At 54.2% G+C, this 20536-nt stretch carries 15 protein-coding genes and 1 riboswitch; all 15 genes read right to left on the reverse strand.

Annotation, left to right across the window (positions count from 1 at the left end):
• Positions 1-4: 4 nt before the first annotated feature.
• The 15 genes from ligA to KFE80_04855 all read right to left on the reverse strand — a co-directional run bounded on the left by ligA (position 5) and on the right by KFE80_04855 (position 20331).
• Positions 5-2035, reverse strand: coding sequence for an NAD-dependent DNA ligase LigA (ligA, locus tag KFE80_04785; GenBank protein ID UTW46210.1), 2031 nt, complete (start codon positions 2033-2035; stop codon positions 5-7).
• Positions 2035-2979, reverse strand: a complete 945-nt coding sequence (zipA, locus tag KFE80_04790; GenBank protein UTW46211.1) for a cell division protein ZipA — start codon at positions 2977-2979, stop codon at positions 2035-2037. The genes ligA and zipA overlap by 1 nt, the downstream gene beginning before the upstream one ends.
• Before the next feature lie 118 nt (positions 2980-3097).
• Entirely contained in the window at positions 3098-6601 is a 3504-nt protein-coding gene (gene smc / locus KFE80_04795) for a chromosome segregation protein SMC (protein ID UTW46212.1), read from the reverse strand.
• A gap of 249 nt (positions 6602-6850) precedes the next feature.
• Positions 6851-8077: a c-type cytochrome biogenesis protein CcmI gene (gene ccmI / locus KFE80_04800; GenBank protein ID UTW46213.1), complete on the reverse strand. Its 1227-nt coding sequence runs from the start codon at positions 8075-8077 to the stop codon at positions 6851-6853.
• Complete coding sequence (locus KFE80_04805; GenBank protein ID UTW46630.1) at positions 8077-8547, reverse strand: cytochrome c-type biogenesis protein CcmH; 471 nt, start codon at positions 8545-8547, stop codon at positions 8077-8079. The genes ccmI and KFE80_04805 overlap by 1 nt, the downstream gene beginning before the upstream one ends.
• Before the next feature lie 120 nt (positions 8548-8667).
• Positions 8668-9564, reverse strand: coding sequence for a carbon-nitrogen hydrolase family protein (locus KFE80_04810; protein UTW46214.1), 897 nt, complete (start codon positions 9562-9564; stop codon positions 8668-8670).
• A gap of 145 nt (positions 9565-9709) precedes the next feature.
• Positions 9710-10597: a cobalamin-binding protein gene (locus KFE80_04815; protein ID UTW46215.1), complete on the reverse strand. Its 888-nt coding sequence runs from the start codon at positions 10595-10597 to the stop codon at positions 9710-9712.
• 20 nt (positions 10598-10617) lie between these two features.
• Positions 10618-11400, reverse strand: a complete 783-nt coding sequence (locus KFE80_04820) for a heme ABC transporter ATP-binding protein (protein ID UTW46216.1) — start codon at positions 11398-11400, stop codon at positions 10618-10620.
• A 7-nt stretch (positions 11401-11407) separates the two neighbouring features.
• Positions 11408-12391 (reverse strand): iron ABC transporter permease, encoded by a 984-nt coding sequence (locus KFE80_04825; protein UTW46631.1) that lies wholly within the window; start codon positions 12389-12391, stop codon positions 11408-11410.
• Positions 12392-12431: 40 nt separating this feature from the next.
• A complete protein-coding gene (locus KFE80_04830; protein ID UTW46217.1) occupies positions 12432-13925 on the reverse strand; it encodes a cobyric acid synthase in 1494 nt (497 codons plus the stop codon).
• A 2-nt stretch (positions 13926-13927) separates the two neighbouring features.
• On the reverse strand, positions 13928-14554 hold the full coding sequence (gene cobO, locus KFE80_04835) for a cob(I)yrinic acid a,c-diamide adenosyltransferase (protein ID UTW46218.1): 627 nt from the start codon (positions 14552-14554) through the stop codon (positions 13928-13930).
• Positions 14555-14738: 184 nt separating this feature from the next.
• Positions 14739-16553, reverse strand: coding sequence for a TonB-dependent receptor (locus KFE80_04840; protein ID UTW46219.1), 1815 nt, complete (start codon positions 16551-16553; stop codon positions 14739-14741).
• A 140-nt stretch (positions 16554-16693) separates the two neighbouring features.
• Positions 16694-16876: riboswitch (cobalamin riboswitch) on the reverse strand.
• Between the two features lie 272 nt (positions 16877-17148).
• Positions 17149-17625 carry a peroxiredoxin gene (locus KFE80_04845; GenBank protein ID UTW46220.1) on the reverse strand — a complete coding sequence of 159 codons (477 nt, stop codon included), beginning with the start codon at positions 17623-17625 and terminating at the stop codon, positions 17149-17151.
• A gap of 13 nt (positions 17626-17638) precedes the next feature.
• Entirely contained in the window at positions 17639-19030 is a 1392-nt protein-coding gene (locus KFE80_04850; protein ID UTW46221.1) for a threonine synthase, read from the reverse strand.
• Positions 19027-20331 (reverse strand): homoserine dehydrogenase, encoded by a 1305-nt coding sequence (locus KFE80_04855; GenBank protein ID UTW46222.1) that lies wholly within the window; start codon positions 20329-20331, stop codon positions 19027-19029. Before KFE80_04855 ends, KFE80_04850 begins: the two co-directional genes overlap by 4 nt.
• Between the last annotated feature and the right edge of the window lie 205 nt (positions 20332-20536).

The raw sequence follows: 20536 nt of genomic DNA on the forward strand, positions 1-20536 counted from the left end.
CGGGTCATTGATACTGCTCCAGCAACTCAATTAACTGTTGTTCATTCATCACCTCGACCCCCAGCTGCTGCGCTTTACTGAGTTTGGAACCGGCCCCCGGCCCCGCTACCACACAGCTGGACTTGGCCGATACGCTGCCTGCGACCTTGGCGCCCAGCTGCTGCAATTTTTCTTTGGCCTCGGAACGACTCATGGACTCCAGTGTGCCGGTCAACACCCAGGTTTGACCTGCCAATGGCAGCTCACTCTCTGCCCTGGGGGTAATATCCGGCCAGTGGACACCCGCCTGCTGTAACTGCTCCAGCACGGCCCGGTTGCTCTCGCCGGCAAAAAACTCCGCCACAAAATGAGCCACCGCCGGGCCGACATCATCGACCTCCTGCAAACTCTCTTCATTCGCATCCTGCAAAGCTTGCAGAGAACCAAAATGATTGGCCAGATTCTGTGCGGTGGCCTCCCCCACTTCGCGAATGCCCAGAGCGTACAAAAACCGCGGCAACGTGGTTTGACGGCTTGTTTCCAGTGCCGCCACTAAATTGCTGGCCGACTTTTCCGCCAGCCGTTCCAGGTTGGCAATTCGCTCTACAGTGAGGGTAAACAAATCTGCCGGTGTCTGTACCAGATCGCGGTCTACCAGCTGCTCAACAATTTTATCCCCGAGGCCGTCTACATCCAGGGCCTTGCGGGAGGCAAAGTGCTTGATCGCCTCTTTGCGTTGGGCACCACACACCAGCCCACCACTGCAGCGAGCAACGGCTTCGTCCGCCAAACGCTCTACCGGCGAACCACAGACCGGGCACTCGTCGGGAAATACAATGGGCTCGGCATTGTCCGGGCGCTTGTCGTGAATCACACTCACCACTTGGGGAATCACATCTCCGGCACGACGCACCACCACGGTATCACCCACCATCAGTTGCAGGCGTTCCACTTCATCGCGGTTGTGAAGAGTGGCGTTGCTAACCGTAACCCCACCGACAAACACCGGCTCCAGGCGCGCCACTGGCGTCACTGCCCCGGTACGCCCAACCTGAAATTCCACATCCACAAGCCGGGTTGATTCTTCCTGGGCAGGAAATTTACGGGCAATGGCCCAACGGGGAGCTCGAGCCACAAAGCCCAGGCGACGCTGCAATTCCAGATCATTGACTTTGTACACAATGCCGTCGATGTCGTAATCCAATCCATCGCGCAATTGCGAAAGCCGTTGATAGTACTCAAGGCAACCGTCAATGCTACTGACCGATTGCAGATGCTCGTTAACCAGAAAACCCCACTCAGCCAACTGTGTCAGAACACCGGTATGGCTGTTTGCCATTTCACCACCTTCCACTACACCGACACTGTAGGCACACATCTCCAGGGGGCGGCTGGCGGTAATGGCAGAATCCAACTGGCGCAAACTGCCAGCCGCGGCATTGCGAGGATTAACAAAGGGCTTCTCCCCCGCGTCACGGGCGGCCTGATTCATGGCTTCAAAACCACTGCGAGGCAGGTATATCTCACCACGCACCTCCAGCAGCTGAGGGTGGCCAGTACCCATCAAACGCAACGGAATAGAACCAATAGTGCGTACATTTTGAGTAATGTCTTCGCCGGTGGTGCCATCCCCTCGGGTAGCGCCACGCTCAAGCACGCCATCCCGGTAAATCAAACTAACCGCAATACCGTCAAGCTTGGGCTCACAGGCGTACTCAACCGCACCGTCGCGATTCAGGCGCTCGGTCACCCGACGGTTAAAGTCCACGACTTCGTCGTCGTTAAAGGCATTGTCCAGAGACAGCATGGGCATTAGATGCTGGGCTTGCTGAAACACATCCAGCGGCGGTGCACCGACCCGCTGGCTGGGGGAGTCTACTGTTTTTAGTTCTGGGTATTCTTGTTCCAAAGACTGTAAACGGCGCATCATGCGGTCGTATTCCCCATCGGGAATTTGCGGATCGTCGAGTACGTAGTAAAGGTGATTGTGGTGGTTTAGCTGATCTCTGAGCTGGGCAGCCTCAGCCACCACTTGCGCTGAACAAGTAGCCGACATCAGGCGCGCTCAGAAAGGGCTCGGCGTTGAAAGTCGCGAACCCGCTGTTTGTAATGCTCCACCGTTTGCTTGGTGACTGCACTGCGGGTTTCGTCCTTCAATTCACCACCCAGCTTTTCCATACAGCCGGCAATGGTTTCCAGCAGCGTACTGAACGCGCTCTTCGGGTCGTCCACCGCAGTGAGATCCATAAAGAAGCTGACCCCGGGGGTTTGCAGCTCGTCGATGGTATTGAGGTCGAAGGTACCCGGTTCCATGCTGTTGGCCATGCTGAACAGCACGTCTCCAGAGCCGTCGGCCTCACTGTGACGGTGAAAAATATCCATGGCACCAAAACGCATACCCTCTTCTACCAGGGTTTCCAATAGCGCTTGACCGGCAAACTGCTTGCCACTGCCTGCGCGAAGGTGGAACACGATCACATCCTGGGGGGCACCCGATGATTTGCTCGGCTGGGTCAGTTCCAAAGTGGTTTGTTGGGGCTTTTGTTTCTGAGCTTCAGGTTTCGGCTTTTGAGCCGCAGGCTCCGGGCTACGGGCCTTGGGCTGCTCGGCGCGAGATTCAAGTTCCGACTGCTCAGCTTCGGGCTCCGGGTCCGAGCTGCGGGCCTCGAGCCGCTCGCTGGCAGCGTCCACTTGGGGGTTGTCCGCTTCCAGGCTTTCTGACTTCTGAAAAGCGAGTTTGGGCTTTCTGTCCTCTGCGGCTTCGCGGATTTTGCCGTGCAGCTGCTCGGCGTCGTCTTCGTCACGCACACTCACCACACGGGCACCGCCATTGGGCAGTTCGCTGCCATAACCGTCGTCAGCGTCGTCATCAAAAATCGGTTGTTTGCGCTTTGACATGCGAATGCGGTCATAGCGAGATTTGCGGGCCCGGCGAACGCCATCAATCAATATGGCTATTACCAGCAGCGCGCCCAGTGTAATCAGTAGTTCCTGGCTCATAGGTCGTGAAACGAACAATCAATTCGTAAGGTGGACCAGCACAGCCTAATCCACCGGTTATCGCAAAACAATGACGGGCAACATAAGTTGACCCGCCCTACTAAAAATCGGTTATCCGTCAGGCTTCCGCCAGCTCAACCGCTTCATTCACATCCACGGATACCAGGCGCGACACGCCGGGCTCATGCATGGTTACGCCCATTAACTGATCCGCCAGTTCCATGGCAATCTTGTTGTGGGTGATAAAGATAAACTGCACCGTTTCCGACATCTCTTTTACCATGCGGATGTAGCGCCCTACGTTGGCGTCATCCAGCGGCGCATCCACCTCGTCCAGCATACAAAAAGGCGCTGGATTGAGCCGGAAAATAGAGAATACCAGGGAGATCGCGGTCAGTGCCTTTTCACCACCAGACAGCAAATGGATGGTGGAGTTTTTCTTGCCTGGGGGGCGAGCCATAATCGCAACACCAGTATCCAGCAGGTCTTCGCCGGTCAGCTCCAAATAGGCGTGGCCGCCGCCAAACATTTTCGGAAACAGTTCCTGAATACCGCTATTCACCGCATCAAAGGTTTCTTTGAAGCGTGTACGGGTTTCACGGTCAATTTTTCGAATGGCGTTTTCCAGTGCCTCCAACGCCTCTTCCAGGTCGTTGTTCTGGGCATCGAGATAAGTCTTGCGCTCTGATTCCACCTGATATTCGTCAATAGCCGCCAGGTTGATGGGGCCAAGGCGGGAAATCCGTGCCGCCAAACGTTCCAGCTCCTGTTCCCAGGCCTGCTCACTGGCGTCTTCCGGCAGGTTTTCCACCAGCGTATCCAGATCGAAATCCTGCTCCATGACCTGCTCGCGGATAGTGCCACTGCGAGTGGCGATTTCCTGAGCGGCCAGTCGCTCCTGTTCCAACTTGGAACGCAACACCTGCACCTGTTGTTCAAGCTCGTTGCGGCGCTGTTCGTGCTGGCGCATTTCGTGCTCGACGTTTTCCAGATTGCGGCGGGCCTCGCCCAACTCCCTTTCCACGGTAAGGCGCTGCTCCAGCTTTTCTTCCAGCTGGATCTTCAGCTCTTCACCGGGGTTGTCGTTTTCGGCAAAACTGGAACGCAGTTGATCACGACGTTCCTGTAGACGCTGAGCCTGTACTTCGAGGCGGGAAATACCGTCGCGAATCGATTGCAGTTGGGTGCGTATGGACTGCTCGCGCATGGCCAACTGATGTTGGCGATCCCGTTCGTGGCGGGCATTCTGGCGGGCCAGGTCAAGCTTGGCGCGGAGTTCGTCCCGTTGCAGCATTAAGGTTTCGCGGCGATGGGTGTCGTCTTCCATGGATTCGATCGCCTGCTCCAGCAACTGCCGAGCCTCAGCCAGGCTTTCCTGCTCCAGCTGTTGTTGCTGCTGGATATCCGCCTGCTCCTGTTCAGCGCGCAATCGGCGAGCGCCCACTTGCTCCATCTGTACTTCACTGGCGCTAAGACGAGAACGCAATTCCGTAAAGCTGCGCTGCTGCTCACTCCAGCTGCGGTTATGGGCTTCGCGCTGTTGCTCCAGCTCTGCCAGGTTGTGGATGTGCTGTTGGTGTTGCCCACTCAACTGTTCAATCAGTTGTTCTTGAGTGGCGATCTGTGCGTTCAGTTCTTCCAGCTCTTGCTTGCGCGCCAACATCCCCACAGTAGCATCGCCACTGCGGGCAACCCGCAGCCAGTTGCTGCCCAACCACAGACCATCGCGAGTCACCACCGATTCGCCAACACTGAGCTGTGGGCGCAACACCAAAGCTTGTTCCAAGGTATCTACGGCGTAAATACCTGCCAACAGAGCGCTGGCTGCATTGCTGCCACTGGCTTTGCTGGCCAGGGTTTCGGCTTTGTCCGCCGTCACCTGAGCACCGCTGGCGTTATCCACCAGAATCAGCTCACCCTGTTCAAAGGATTGCGCCAGCTGGGCAACCCCATCAATCTGCTCAATACAGGCGGCTTGCAGATAGCTGCCCAAGGCAGTTTCAATGGCGGTTTCCCACCCCTCAGCCACCACCAGGCTGTCAGCCAGGCGCGGGCTGGCGGACAAATAATTGTGTTCCAGCCAGCGCTGGGCACCGGCCTCCCCTTCCATGGCCGCTTGTTGCAAGGCATCCAGAGAAGCCTGCCGACCGCGCATGGCCTGCAGCTGGCCCCGGGCCTGATCCAGTTCAACCGCACATTGATTACCTGCGGCACGGCTCTGTTCAATACGCTCGGCGTAGCTGTCCACCTGCTGTTGCAAGTGTTCGAGATTCAGTTCCTGCTCCGCCAGCTGTTCTTTCAGCAGCTCAATTTCTTCCTGCATGGGGCTGACGCTGAGCCCGGAAGACTCATCGCGCAGTTTTTCCATGCGCTCGCCCAAACGGCGCAGTACCTGTTCCAGGTGTTGAATGCGAGATTGCTGCACTTCCGCCTGTTGGCGGGGAGCGGCGGCGGTCTGGTTAAACTCGTCCCACTGGGCCTGCCAACTGTGCATACCGTCTTCCGCCTCTTGCAAGGCAGCGCCGGTCACCTCTTCCGATTGCTGAGCCACTTCCAGTTGGGGAACGATGTCTTCCAGCTCCGCTTCCCAAGCGGCAATTTTCTCTCGGTCCTGACGCAGGTGTTCGTCAGTTTCAGCGAAGTTGCGCTCAGTTTGCTCCAAATCCTGCTGTAATTCCCGGGCGCGATCCTGAGCGTGCTGGATAGCCTGCTCCATCTTGGCCACTTCTGCACCAATGCCGTAGTAGCGCCCCTGCACTTCGCCAAAGGCGTCGCCCAGGTCGGTGTAACTGCCGCGCAGCTTTTCAATAGAGGTATCACAGCTCAGACGCTCGGTCACCAGGGCTTCTACACCCAACTCGAATTCGCTAATGGCCTGCTTGCGGGCTTGATTCTGGTCGCTGAGTTTTTTGAAGCGCAAGGCGTGAAGCTGAGCTTTTTGCAAGCGCTCTTCTTTTTTGTACTCGGCGTATTTTTCCGCGGCTTTGGCCTGGCGCTCCAGGCGGCTCAGCTGGCGACCCAGCTCTTCGCGAATATCCGTTAGCCGCTCCAGATTTTCGTGAGTGCGGCGCATGCGGTTTTCGGTATCGCGGCGGCGCTCCTTGTACTTAGAAATACCCGCCGCTTCTTCGATGTACACCCGCAGTTCATCCGGCTTGGCCTCGATCAGGCGGGAGATCATGCCCTGCTCAATAATGGCGTAACTGCGCGGCCCCAGGCCGGTGCCCAGAAAGATATCGGTGATATCCCTACGACGACATTTGTTGCCGTTCAGATAGTAGGTATTCTGGGCATCGCGGGTCACTTTGCGCTTGACCGAGATTTCCGAGTAGCTGGCGTATTCGCCACCCAGAGTACCGCTGGTGTTATCAAACACCAGTTCAATGGACGCCTGGCCCACCGGTTTGCGGCCACCGGAGCCATTAAAGATCACATCGGTCATGGATTCGCCGCGTAGGTGCTTGGCGGAGGACTCCCCCATCACCCAGCGCACGGCGTCAATGACATTGGACTTACCACAGCCATTGGGGCCGACAACCGAACACATATTGCTGGGAAAGCTAACGGTGGTCGGGTCTACAAAAGATTTAAACCCGGCCAGTTTGATGCATTTGAGCCGCATGGAGGTGGTGATCCAGAAATCGAAGTTAATTGCGCGATTTTACACGCTCAGAGCGTGGGCACAACGGAAGAAAGTCGGGTTTTGAGGAGTGGGTTTAGGTAGAGGAGTACGAAGGTGAGTGGCGATCCGGAATTTGAGGTGCCTTTTCAGACACGCCGTACACTGTTTTTCAAATTAAGCTCCTTGTAGGCTCTTCTGCGGCGTCCCTACCGCAGACGGTCTGAAACTCCAGACCTTCGTATTAAGTTCTTATAGTTTGTTATTAATGACTAGCTCAACGGGAGAGTCATTTCCCACTGCGACTGAGCCCAAATTACCCTGTAAATCACCGGGCTGGGCCTTTACACCACCGGAAGCCGAAACACGCGCTACCACAGATATTTCGTCCATATCCGCCAGACTGGCTCCGGGCAACATCAGGTTACTGTCATCCAATATCACTTGCAGAGGGAATACGGGGTTCGCAATGCGTTGCACCGCCAAGGGCGCACCAGTGGTTTGGCCAACCGGGCGAGCAATAACAAACAGTGTCCCCCCCTGTGGCGATGCCAACTCGGGAGCCAACTGAACTGCCAAGCGCAATTGGCCCTTGGCCAGCTCGTTGTGCTGCTCCGGTGTCAACTGAGCGCGGGCTTTTTCCAGTTCTGCTGCAATCTGTGCCGTGGTTGCCTGTTGTGGTGGTAAGACTTTGAGCACTTTGCTCCAATCGCGCACCGCGGTGAGGAAGTCCCCCTCCTCATAAGCCAGGCGACCCCGCAACCCCAATACAGGCAGGTTGTCGGGGGTCTTCGCCAATATACGATCGGCCAGAGATTTCATTTCTGCAAAGCTGTCTGGCTGCTGCAAGGCAAACGCCACTTGCAGGTACTCCTGCATCAAGGTCACATCCTGGCCACCAGACAACTCATCGGCGCGACGATACGCCGTCAGTGCTTGGGGAAGTTGGTTTTGTTCGGTATTGAGGCGGCCACTCAGCACCCAATAATAAAAGTTATCTGGCCGCTGCTGCAGTTGCTGCTCAATCTCAGCCAGCACTTCTCGACGCAGCGCAGCTGCCCCACTGTCACCGCGGGATTGCAGTTGGCTACTGCGCTCCAATTTCTCCACAATGGACAAATCGGCACTGGCTCCCAACTGCTGGTAAGTCCATATGGCCACGATTGGCAGCAACACCACCAAAGCTACCATCAGCCACAGCGGCTTTGACGCTTTAGTGGTGGAAGCTTCCGCTGGTGACTGATTTTCAGCCAACAGGCTGCGCTCTAGCTCGGCGCGCAGAGCGGAAAACTGATTATCGTCAATATCGCCACGGTCATACTGCTGCTGCAACTCAGCCAAGTGTTCCTGAAACAGCTCCGTATTGGCCTGAGGTTGTTCTACATTCACCGAACTGCGACTGTTGCGCAACAACGGGTAACACACAAACAACAAGGCCAGTGCAGCCAACGCGGCCAACGGCCACCACAACGTTGCCATCAATTGGGCTCCTTACGGTCTGCATCCCCATCGGAGGCGAGCATATCCGCCAGCTGCGCTTGTTCAGAGTCACTGAGTACGACTGGCTCAGCCTGACGTTGGCGTCGAACCACCACAATCACCACAGCGCCACCAATCACCGCCAGCAGCAGTGGCAACAGCCAAAGGCTGTAAGTGCCGGGCTTAAACTGCGGCATGTAGATAATGAAATCCCCGTAACGATCCACCAGGAAATCCACCACTTCGTCATCACTTTTGCCCTCTTCCAGTAAACGCAGCACGGTGCGGCGCAAATCCTGGGCAATGGTGGAATCGGAGTCACTGAGGTTCTGGTTTTGACATTTCGGGCAACGCAAGTCATCGATCAGGGCCAGATAACGAGCCCGGATATCTTCATTGGAGAAAGTTTCCAGCTCAGCGGCCTGAACAGACAACGCCAGCAGCAAGGTGATCGCAACAACAATGCGCAATGGAGAGAAAAGCACGGTTTGGCCTCAACGGTTGAGTACAGCAAGCGCGGGAATTATAGCCATAAGCGCCATAGAATTCAGGGCCTGCTGCACTCTTTTATACCGTCAATTAATGCCGGTTTAAGATCCCTGTTGAGGCTTTATCAGTGGCCCAAGGGACGCCAGGTACTCGTTATAAATGGTATCCGGAGAGGTGTTATACACCTCATAGTCACCAATGGGCCGGTCGCGGAACGACTTCAGGCTCTGATCCAGATAACGAACCCCTTCAGTACGGCTTTCCTGTACCGCGTTAGTATCTATTTCAATGGGGAATATCTCTTCCCGACTGCCAGCCGTGTGTAACACGTAGCCATTGGGGCCGCAGACAATGGATTCACCCCAACCACAAGTACCAGCGGTGCCGCCAAAACCATTAATATGGAAAATGTACATCTGATTGATGGCCGCCATGGAGTGAATAATGGAATGCTCTATAGGCAGATCGATGCCATCGGTCATGGTGGGGTTAATCACCACATCCACACCAGAACAGGCCAAAGTGCGCCATAACTCTGGCTGCCAAGCGTCATAACACACCAACACGCCAAATTTGCCCACTTCGGGAATATCAAACGTGACAAAGTGATCACCGGCAGTCACACCCTCTTCGTAGGGGTACCAGGGAAACATTTTGTCGTATAAAGCAATGACAGCACCGGTTGGATCAATCACTGGGCAGGTGTTGTACACCACACCGCCGACTTCGCGATACAACGTGCCAGGCACCAACCAGATGTTGTATTTCTTCGCCATCTGGCAAAACTGTTCCAGCGTTTCTTCAAAATAAGTCTTGTAGTACGTCAATGGACCGTAGGTACAAAGCTCACTAAAGACCGCCATATTCACAAACGGATAAACCGCTGTTAGATCGATCAGGCTTTGTTCGATTTTTGCAATGTTGTTATAGCCATCCATAACCGGATTGGACGGGATGGCAAGTTGAATACCGGCGATAGAAAATTTTGAAGATGCCATATTCAGTAACACTCCTTATTGATGAATAAGTAAATAGAAAGACCCCAACGGGCGGGTGTTTGTAACACCGCACGGGAGTCTGGACAAACATTATGACTATTGTGTTGCTGCCAGAATGTGTAGTGAGCATGCACTTGATGCATGGCTAGGGGTTTGAGCTGGAAATATCCGCTCTCACTCGATCCAAATGCCCGCACACCTGCTCAGCACCCAGCAAAATACGCGGCGAATGGCGATGGAGAATATCCGGGTCAATCCAATAGAGGTGGCTATTTTTTACAGCGGAAATACTGGGCCATTTCAACCAGTCGTCCAGCCAGGGGGGGCGAGTCTCATCGGCACCGCTGGCAACAATCACCCGGGGATTGGCAGCAATAACAGATTCCACATTCAGGCGCGGCACTTTGGGCTTGGCATCAGCGAACAAGTTGGTGCCGCCACAAAGTTCAATCACATTGGAAATCAAGCTATCGCCATTAAGAGTCATCAATGGCTGGTGCCACACTTGGTAGAACACCATCACCGATTGCTTTGATGTGTTTGCCTGACGCAGTTGCTGTAAGCGTTTTTGATAACTTTGCTGTGCTTTACGCCCCTGCTCTACCTTGCCAGTGAGCTGGGCGAATACCCCTAACATATCGCCCACATCTGCCAATGTGCTCGGATCACCCACATAAACCGGTATGCCTAATGTTTCCAAGCGGCCGACAATATCCCGACCATTGTTGGCGTTCCAGGCCAACACTAGGTCCGGCTCTAGGCTTACCAGGGTTTCATAGCTGATTTTTTGGTGTGAACCCACCCGTAGAATACGCTTCGCCGCTTCTGGGTAGTCACTGTATTCCATGGCACCCACAATGTTTTCCCCGGCGCCTATTTCAAAAAGGACTTCGGTAATGTGCGGAGCCAGACTAACTATACGCTGAGCAGGTTTTTCCAATTGCAGGTTGCGCCCCAAATCATCGGTGACACGGATTTCTCCTTGGCACAACGCGGAAAAAAAGCACAAAACTGAAAAAAGGCAATAGCGCATTTGGATTGGTTTAACGATGATTAATAGACAATAAGTTTTTGACCGTTACTGGGGTTGGCGATAACGTCAATTTTTGCTCTGAACACCCGCTGCAATATCTCCGGCGTCATCACCTGTTCCACATCACCCTGTGCGGCCACCTCACCACAGCTCAATAGCATAATTTGATCCGCCAGCTGGGTTGCCAGATTCAGGTCGTGGGAGACCATCAGAATCCCCACCCCCTGACCGGAAAAATGCCGAATCACATCCACCATTAATTGGCGATGGGACAAATCAAAGGAGGACGTCGGCTCATCCAATATCAAGCAGCGACCATTTTTTGTATCGCTGTCTTCTGGTTCATCCCATATTTGGGCCAACACCCTGGCCAACTGTACCCGCTGTTTTTCACCGCCGGACAATTGTGTGTAAAAGCGTTTCGATAAATAACTGCTGTCTACCATTTGCAGTGCCGCCGCCACGATCTCCCGATCCCGTTGATGGCCACTGCTGTGAGCACTGCGCCCCAACATAACCACTTCTTCTACCGTAAAGGGAAAGTTCAACGTGGAGTGTTGCGGAAGTATCGCCAGGCGTTGAGCCAACCCACCGGCTGGCCATTGGGCCATAGGCCTTTCCTGAAAAAACACGTCGCCACGATCACTGGTTAATTCTCCAGTGAGCACATTGAGCAAAGAGGTTTTACCGCTGCCATTGGGGCCCAGTATAACCATCACTTGCCCAGACAGCAGCAACAATTGCACATCACTGAGAATGGCTGCGCCACGCCGTGAAAGATAAATATCAGTGGCTTTCAGCATGGGTGTTCTACCTGGCAAACCGGCGCTGCTGAATCAACAGCGACACAAAGAATGGCACACCCAGCAGAGCCGTTAAAATCCCTGTGGGCAATTCCGCCGGCGCCATAACCACCCGGGCAATCACATCCGCAAGCACCAATAAAATAGCTCCTGCCACGGCAGAAGCGGGCAGCAGGTAACGGTGATCCGGGCCGACCAACAAACGCACCAGATGGGGAATAATCAGCCCCACAAATGAGATCATGCCTGCGATGGCCACAGATATTCCCACGCCCAAAGCGCACAGAAAAATACTCCGCCGTTTTAGCCACTGCACCTGAATACCCAAATGGCGAGCCTCGGATTCACCCAGCAGCATGGCATTCAAAGCGCGACCATCGCGAATAAACAGTGGCAATAACAGAGCCATCACTGCGGTGCCAACCGCCACTCGCTGCCAGTTGGCACCATTGAGGTCGCCCATTTGCCAAAGGCTGATACGGCGCAGGGTATCGTTATCCGCCAAATAGCTCAGCAAGCTGCTGATCGCCACCGCCAAAGAGCTGATGGCAATGCCCGCCAGCAGCATGGTGGATACGGAAGTGCCGTTGCTGGAAGTGGCCAGCCGGTACACCACCAACGCGGCTAACAAACCACCCAGAAATGCGCCCACTGCCACCCAGGGTAATCCTTGGGCGAATACGCCAAAGCCATCGAAAAACAGTGCACCAAAAACGATCATGGCGCTGGCACCGGCGGAGGCGCCAGCAGAAACCCCAATCAAGGTCGGGTCTGCCAACGGGTTGCGAAACAAGCCTTGCAACACAGCGCCGCAACTGGCCAGTACCGCACCGGTGAGAGCGGCCAATAAAACCCTTGGCAGGCGAATGGCAGAGACAATCAATGCCTGCTGGTTCAGTGATTCGCTGCTTAAACCAAACAGGTGCAGTACACCTTGCCACAGTGCCAGCGGATGAATGGAACTGGGCCCCAGCAAGCAGGCAACCGCCATTGCCACAGGCAAGAGCACCAACAACCCACGCAGCAGCTGTTTACCTTGCAGCGGACGCACAATAGGGCTCCTTGGTGGCTCTTGTCAGGCCCGGCAACAAAATAGACAAGCTGGTAAAATCGCAGTGTTGTTCTAGAGTATCTGCCAGTCGCTCCAGTTCCTGCTCACGTAACCCATTTAAATCGACGGTTCCCTGAGAACCACCTCCAGCCCAGCGCAACAGCGCCGCAGCGGCTTCGGGCTGGTCGAACAAACCATGGAGATAGGAACCCATTACCTGGCCGTCTTCAGCAATAGCACCATCATTGCGACCATCGGATATAACTACCAATGGTTGTTGGTTGCCACGGGTAACACCGCAGTGAATTTCATAACCTTCCACAAAAGCGTTATCCAACACCAAGTGGCCACGCACAGGGCGCAGTTGTTTTTGTGGTTCTAATTGAGTGTCCACATCCAACAGGCCCAATCCCCTACTCTGCCCCGGCATACCTTCCACGCCGGTTGGGTCTGCTACTGTGTGGCCGAGCATTTGGTAGCCGCCGCAAATACCCAGCACTTTGCCGCCGTAGCGCAGGTGTTTTTTAATCGCCTCCGGCCAATGGTTATCACGCAACCATTGCAAGTCGGCGCGCACGCTTTTGCTGCCGGGCAGAATAATTAAATCGGCCGGTGGAATGGGTTGACCACTGCCCACGTAAGTCAGCTTGACCTGGGGGTTGAGTCGCAGCGGATCGAAATCTGTGTGATTGCTGATTCGAGGGAATACCGGCACCACCACATGCAGTGGCTGTTCTTCGGTGAGTATTTGGTGAGTATTGATGGCGTCTTCCGCATCCAACTGAAAATTGGGCAGGTAAGGCAGTACGCCTATCACCGGTATACCGGTTTTTTGTTCCAACCATTCCAGGCCGGGTTCCAACAGCGCAATATCGCCACGGAATTTGTTAATGACGAAACCGCACACCCGTGCCCGTTCCGATTCGCTCAACAATTCCAAAGTGCCTACCAAATGGGCAAACACGCCGCCGCGATCAATATCGGCAATTAAAATAACCGGGCAGTCCACCGCTTCGGCAAAGCCCATATTGGCGATGTCGTTTTCCCGCAAATTAATTTCAGCGGGACTGCCAGCGCCTTCCACCACAATGGTTTGATACTGTGCAGACAGGCGTTGGTGCGATGCCAACACAGCCGCCATAGCGGTTTTTTTGTAGCCGTGATAATCCCCCGCTTCCATATGGGTTAAGGCTTTGCCGTGAATAATAATCTGGGCACCGGTGTCGCTGGAGGGTTTTAGCAACACCGGGTTCATGTCCGTATGCGGCGGTAAAAAACAGGCTTGCGCCTGCACCGCCTGGGCGCGACCAATTTCGCCACCATCGCTGGTGACTGCGCTGTTCAGCGCCATGTTTTGCGGTTTAAAAGGGGCCACCTTGATACCGCGACGAACCAACAACCGACACAGGCCCGCCACCAGGATGCTCTTGCCTGCATCGGAAGTGGTGCCTTGTATCATCAGGGTGTTGGCCATTATTAATAATCCACACCTTTGCGCGCTTTTACACCGCTGGTGTAGGCGTGTTTGTTGTTCTTCACTTCGGATACGGTATCCGCCAATTCCTGCAGCGCGGAGCCACCACCTCGCCCGGTAACGACAACGGTTTGCTCCGGTGGTCGATGGCGAATGGCATTAAGTACGGTTTCTTCATCCAGGTATTTGTAGGCCAGCATATAGGTGAGCTCATCCAATACCACCAAGTGCAGGCTGTGGTCAGACAGCATGCGTTCGGCCACGGCCCAGGTTTTTTGTGCAGCGGCGATATCACCGTCGCGATCTTGAGTGTCCCAGGTAAAGCCAGTGCCCATCTGGTAAAAACCCACTTCCGGGTGGCGATCGCGAATAAAAAGCTCTTCACCGGATTGTTGGGCACCTTTAATAAATTGGGTAACGCCCACTTTGTAGCCATAACCGAGGCTGCGAATCACCATGCCGAACGCCGAACTGCTTTTGCCTTTGCCATCCCCGGTGAGCAGGATCACTATGCCCCGCTCTTCACTGGCGGCGGCGATACTGGCGTCCACTTTCGCTTTTTGCTTTTGCATTTTTCGTTTGTGAGATTCGGCTTTTTTGTCGCTTTCGATTTTAGAGAGGTCGCCCATGACTATATCCATCGCAAAAGGGGCGCAAAGCGCCCCTCGGGCACCCCTAAAAATGCACTATTTCCGCGATAGCGGCGTTGGCGTCGTACTCGACTCCTCATGTATCTCTTATACACTGTGGGTCTCCGTGCGCCGCCGTCTTGCTCTCGTGAAAATATCACTATTTTTAGAAGCACCCTAAGGTTTAAAACTGGTAACGAATCGTGATTTCGCCACGACGACCATCGGTTTCAAAACGCTGTGTCGCACTTATCAAATTCACGGTGTAATCCTTGTCGAGCAGATTCTCTACCCGTGCTGACAGTTTCAGTTGATCGGTAATATCGTACACCGCGCCAGCACCCAGCAGGCCAAAGCCACCCAGGCGCTGACCGCCTCTTTCATGACGGCCCCGTTCGGCCCTCACATCCACCGAAAGGGAAACTGCGCCAAAATCCCTACCGGCTTCCAGGTAAGCAGATACACGAGCGCGGTCGGTCAGGAATACACCAGTGGCGTCGTCGGTGGCGCTCAGGTAATCGGCGTTGGCATCCACAAACCAGTCGCCCCAGGTAAATCCAGTGGTCACTTCAACTCCTTGCAAGGTAGCGGAGTTGATATTAATGGGACGAAAATTTTCGTCAGAGCCAATCAGGTCGTCCACACTGTTGCGGTAAGCGGTGACACTCCAATTCAGTTGGTCATATTGACCTCGCAGTGCCAACTCATAGTTAGTCGATTCTTCCGGCTGTAAATCCGGGTTATCAAAACCGGGAAAATACAGCTCGTTAAAAGTAGGCGCACGGAACGCGCTGCCATAGCTGGCCACCAGAGACAGATTTTCGCTGAGTGCATAACCCACCGACAGGCTGCCAGTGGTGTCGTTGCCGTAGCGCTGGTTATCGTCGTAGCGGAGATTGGCCACAACGGAAAAATCACCCAAGTTGTCCTGCCACTGGACAAAAACCGCCGTATTATCGCGCTCGGTCTCATCGAAAGGCGTCGCTGTAATAACTTCGTCATCGTAGTAATCGACACCAGCGCTCAATTGGGTGTCGGCATCTATTGCCTTATCTACTTGGACAGAAAAACTGTTTCTACGAGTAGTGATGTCAGAGAAGAAAGCGGGGGTTACAAGACGATCGTCACGGTAACCTAACTGAACCTTAACATCTGTGGATTCGTTAGCCTGATAAACAAAACTCAGATTGGTATTTTTCTGTTCACTGTCAGAAAAGAAACCGGTATCGGTGCCAAAAGTATTATCAAATTCAGCACGGTTCTGGGAGCGCAAATAATTTAATTGCCCAACCAGTTTATCAGTCAGTTTGTAAGAGCCATTAAACGTAATGGACTGCTCTTCAAAGCTGTCGCGATCGTCGTTGCCACCGGTGATGATTGAGGTGCGATCAATGCCGTCCGTTTCTTCATCACTTACTGACAAGAAAAAATCGCCGCTCTGGTTGCCACCACTGATATTGGCGGTGTACTGACGGGTATCGTTGCTGCCGTAGCGAACTTTCAGTTCTGGTCTAATGCTTCCTTCCTGGCCCTGGCGAGTGAATATTTGAATAACACCACCCAGGGCATCAGCGCCGTACAAACCAGACAGCGGGCCTTTAACAATTTCGATGCGCTCAATGGACTCCAGCGGAATGGTTTCCAAGGTTGTGCCACCGGTGGTGGCACTGGCGGTACGCACGCCATTTACCAGCACCAATGCCTGGCCAGTACTGGTGCCGCGAATAAAGGTACCGTTCACAGAACCTCTACCACCACTGTCACGGGTGCTAACACCACTGGCTCGATTTAACAGGTCGGGCAAATCCAGAGGTTGCAAGCGTTCGATATCAGCGCGGGTAAACACCTGTGTGGCCGCCAGTACGTCGCTGACCGGACGCTCGGTGCGGGTAGCGGTAGTGATTACTTCTTCATCGATATTCGATTTGGCGAAACTGGTGTGTGGAAAAATAAAGGTACTGACAACAGCCAGCCCCAGTGCTTTTTGGTGGAAGTTCATAAGTGAGCCTCATGCCTGAATGTCTTAACGAAATGGCAATGAGGGAGGGGAACCGGAATAGCCTGCGTTGGGCTCAGCGGTGCTGAATACCCAGGTACAAAAATAACCGGCGATAAAGCCCTCCGCTTCATCGGTACGTAACTGCAAAAAATCAATCAGGCCGGTCTCGGGCTTATCCGGAGTAACCAGAATTACCGTTGCGGGGGCAGCGGTGGTTTTGCACAGGTTCCCAAAAGTCGTTTACCTGTTACGCACCACACTTCCCGTTTACCCTGCTCCAACTGTTGGGACAGTCAGCAGGCACCTGAAGCAGTGCGGGCAATTCTAGTGATCGGAATCGGTGAGTGCAACGAGAATTCGGTGCGTTTCAGGGCAAAAGCCCCGTTTATTGGGCCGTGGCAAGGGGCGTTCAGCTTAAACTTGAAGAGCGTTTTATTTGTTGGGGTTAAAATATCAGGCTCAAAATACCTGTCATCGCGAAGGCGCGTAGCAAGTGTGGAGATCTCCACCTACAGGGTGCCAAAATCAGGAGATTGCCGCGTCGCTCTTGTTTGCAACAAAAGCTCCTCGCAATGACGAGGTAGTAGAGCGTGCTTTACAGTGCCGCTAAAACCGTTTCCGCACTGCTCACATCAAGGCCCTGTTCATCAATATTCAGCAGTTCAACCACACCGTCGTTGGCAATCAAGGCAAAGCGTTTGCTGCGCATGCCCATACCGGCGGCAGAAGCTTCGCGCTCAAGCCCCAAAGCTTTGGAAAATTCGCAGTTGCCATCCGCCAACATCATAAGGTGCTCGGCATTTTGCGCTTTGCCCCAGGCGTCCATCACAAAGGCGTCGTTTACCGACATACACACAACGGTATCGACACCTTTGGCTTTTATGGCGTCCAGATTAACCACAAAACCGGGCAAGTGTGCCGCTGAACAGGTGGGCGTAAAGGCACCTGGCAAGGCAAACAAGACGACTTTTTTGCCGGAAAAGATCTCATCTGTGGTGATATCAACCGGTCTTTCCTCACCCATGACTTTTAAGGTAACGGAGGGAATTTTTTCACCAATTTGAATCGTCATGTTTGCTCCACTGTTACAGGTTGTCTGCCACAAAGTTTTGAATGGTCCCGAGGTCGTTGGGTTTTACCGTATAGCGCTCTTCCCGTTCAAACAGGTCAGCCATATGGTGTGGCAATGGCGGATCCTGAGGGTAGCCCGCTTTGCGAACCGCCTCTGGGAATTTCGCCGGATGGGCGGTGGACAAACACACCATCGGCACTTCTGCATTACGGCGGCAAGCACGAGCGGCATCGACACCAGTGGCGGTGTGTGGATCCAACAGGTAATCACTTTGGTCATACTCCTGAGCGATCACCTCCACCATGCGCTCATCGTCGCAACGGTAGCTGGAAAACAGCTGGCGGGCGCTTGCCAGGGCGCTTTCTTCAAGTGAGGCGTTACCGTTATTGAAGTCAGCCATTAACTGGCGAATCGCGCCGCCGTCCCGGTTGTACAAATCAAACAGCAAGCGTTCGAAGTTGCTGGAGATCATAATGTCCATACTCGGGGACAAGCTGTGTATCAGCGGTTGTTTGCTGAAATCGTTGTTGCTGATGCAACGGTGCAATACGTCGTTGGCATTGGTGGCCACTACTAATTGCTCAATGGGCAAGCCCATTTGCTTGGCAATGTAGCCCGCAAAAATGTCGCCAAAATTACCGGTAGGCACACTGAAGGACACCGCCCGATGTGGGCCACCCAAGGCCAGTGCCGCGTGGAAGTAGTACACCACCTGGGCCATGATGCGCGCCCAGTTGATGGAATTCACCGCCGCCAACTGACGACCTTCTGGCAAAAATGACTGATCCGCAAAGCTGGCTTTGACCATGTTTTGGCAATCGTCAAAGTTACCTTCCAAAGCGATGTTGTGAACGTTGGGTTCGAGGATGGACGTCATCTGGCGACGCTGCACATCCGATACCCGGTTGTGCGGGTGCAGAATAAAGATATCGATATTGTTGCAGCGCTTGCAGCCTTCAATAGCGGCAGACCCGGTATCACCGGAGGTGGCCCCCATCACTACGACCTTCTGGCCGCGCTTTTCCAGAAAGTGGTCAAACAGGTTGCCGAGGAATTGCAGGGCAAAATCCTTGAACGCCAGGGTGGGGCCATGAAACAGCTCCATCACCCAAAGATTGCTTTCCAACTGCACCAGAGGCGCCACCGCGTTGTGGCGAAACGTTTGGTATGAGCGGTCGATAATGTCTTTAAGTTTGGCATCGTCCACTTCGCCATCCACAAAGGGCTTAATAACTTCAAACGCCAGCTCGTTGTAGGGCAAACCGGCCCAGGCAGCGATTTGCTCGCGACTGAACTGGGGAATACTTTCTGGAACATAGAGGCCGCCATCGGTGGCCAAACCAGTGAGTACCGCTTCCTCAAAGCTGAGTGCCGGCGCCTGGCCACGGGTACTGATGTATTTCATTGCAGCAACTCCACACGAATTCTCACCACACTGCCCTGCACTTCTTCCAGCGCTTCCACTTGCTCAATGGCCTGCTGAATCACACTTTCTTTAGCCAAGTCCACCAACAAAATGACCGGCACCAGCTGTTGACCTTGCGCAGGCTCTTTTTGAATAAGGGATTCAATATCCAGTCCGTTGTCCGCCATTACGGTGGTAATCTTGGCCAGTGCACCGGGGTGGTTTTCCACCGTCAGACGCAAATAGCTGGCACTGACAGAGTCCTCGATATCCAGCACTTGGGGCGGATTGGGGTGAGAGGCATTGTAGCCGAGGTGGCCGGTTCGAAACTCCGGAGCCATGCTCAGGGTACGAGCCAGATCGACAATATCTGAAATCACTGCCGACGCAGTGGGTTCAGCACCGGCACCGGCACCGTAGTAAAGGGTTGGCCCTACAGCATCCCCCTGCACCATTACCGCATTCATCACACCGTCTACATTACCCAACAGGCGCCGCTCATTCACCAGTGCTGGGTGCACACGCAGTTCAACACCAGCATCGGTTTTGCGGGCGATGCCCAAATGTTTGATGCGATAACCCAGTTCACCGGCGTAGGCCACATCCTGAGATTCGATCTTGCTGATGCCCTCGGTGTACACCTTGTCGAACTGCAGCGGAATACCGAAAGCCAATGAGCCCAAAATAGTCAGCTTGTGGGCAGCGTCGATGCCCTCTACATCAAAAGTCGGATCTGCCTCTGCGTAGCCCAGCTCCTGGGCCTGGGTAAGCACAGATTCAAAATCCACACCCTTGTCGAACATTTCGGTGAGAATAAAATTGCCAGTGCCATTAATAATGCCCGCCAGCCACTCAATGCGGTTGGCCACCAGGCCCTCGCGCATGGTCTGGATGATAGGAATGCCGCCAGCCACAGCAGCTTCGTACAACACGGCTACGCCGTGTTGGTCAGCGGCTGCAAAAATATCGTTACCGTGAATGGCAATCAGTGCTTTATTCGCCGTCACCACGTGCTTGCCATTGGTGATAGCCAACATCACTAAATCGAGTGCCGTGGTGGTGCCGCCAATCATCTCCACCACCACATCCACATCGGGGTTATTGGCAACGTCAAAGATGTCCCGGGAAACGGTCACACCGGTGGTGTCGCAGTCATCCCGATCACGGCGGGCACCCACCTGAATAATCTCCACCGGTATACCGGCGCGAGCGTGGATGTCTTCGACGTTGCGACGCAATACGTTAAACGTACCTGAGCCCACAGTGCCCAAGCCACAGATACCCAATTTGAGTGATTTCAAGGTGCCTCCCAAGGCATTTGACCGCAAAACGTTGATGGCTAATAACAGCGGCACCGGGCCGCCAGAAAACGGCCCAGACCTTACCGACAGCCACCTTCGCTGTCAATTGGCCCTTGGCATTATCGGTATGTCCAAATGGGATATTCGGTCAACTTGCGGGGGCCTATACCAGTGCCCTAATACGCCGTTGACCGAATCTCTGGGA

It is taken from the genome of bacterium SCSIO 12696 (assembly GCA_024397955.1).
In the GTDB taxonomy this organism is placed as follows: domain Bacteria; phylum Pseudomonadota; class Gammaproteobacteria; order Pseudomonadales; family Porticoccaceae; genus SCSIO-12696.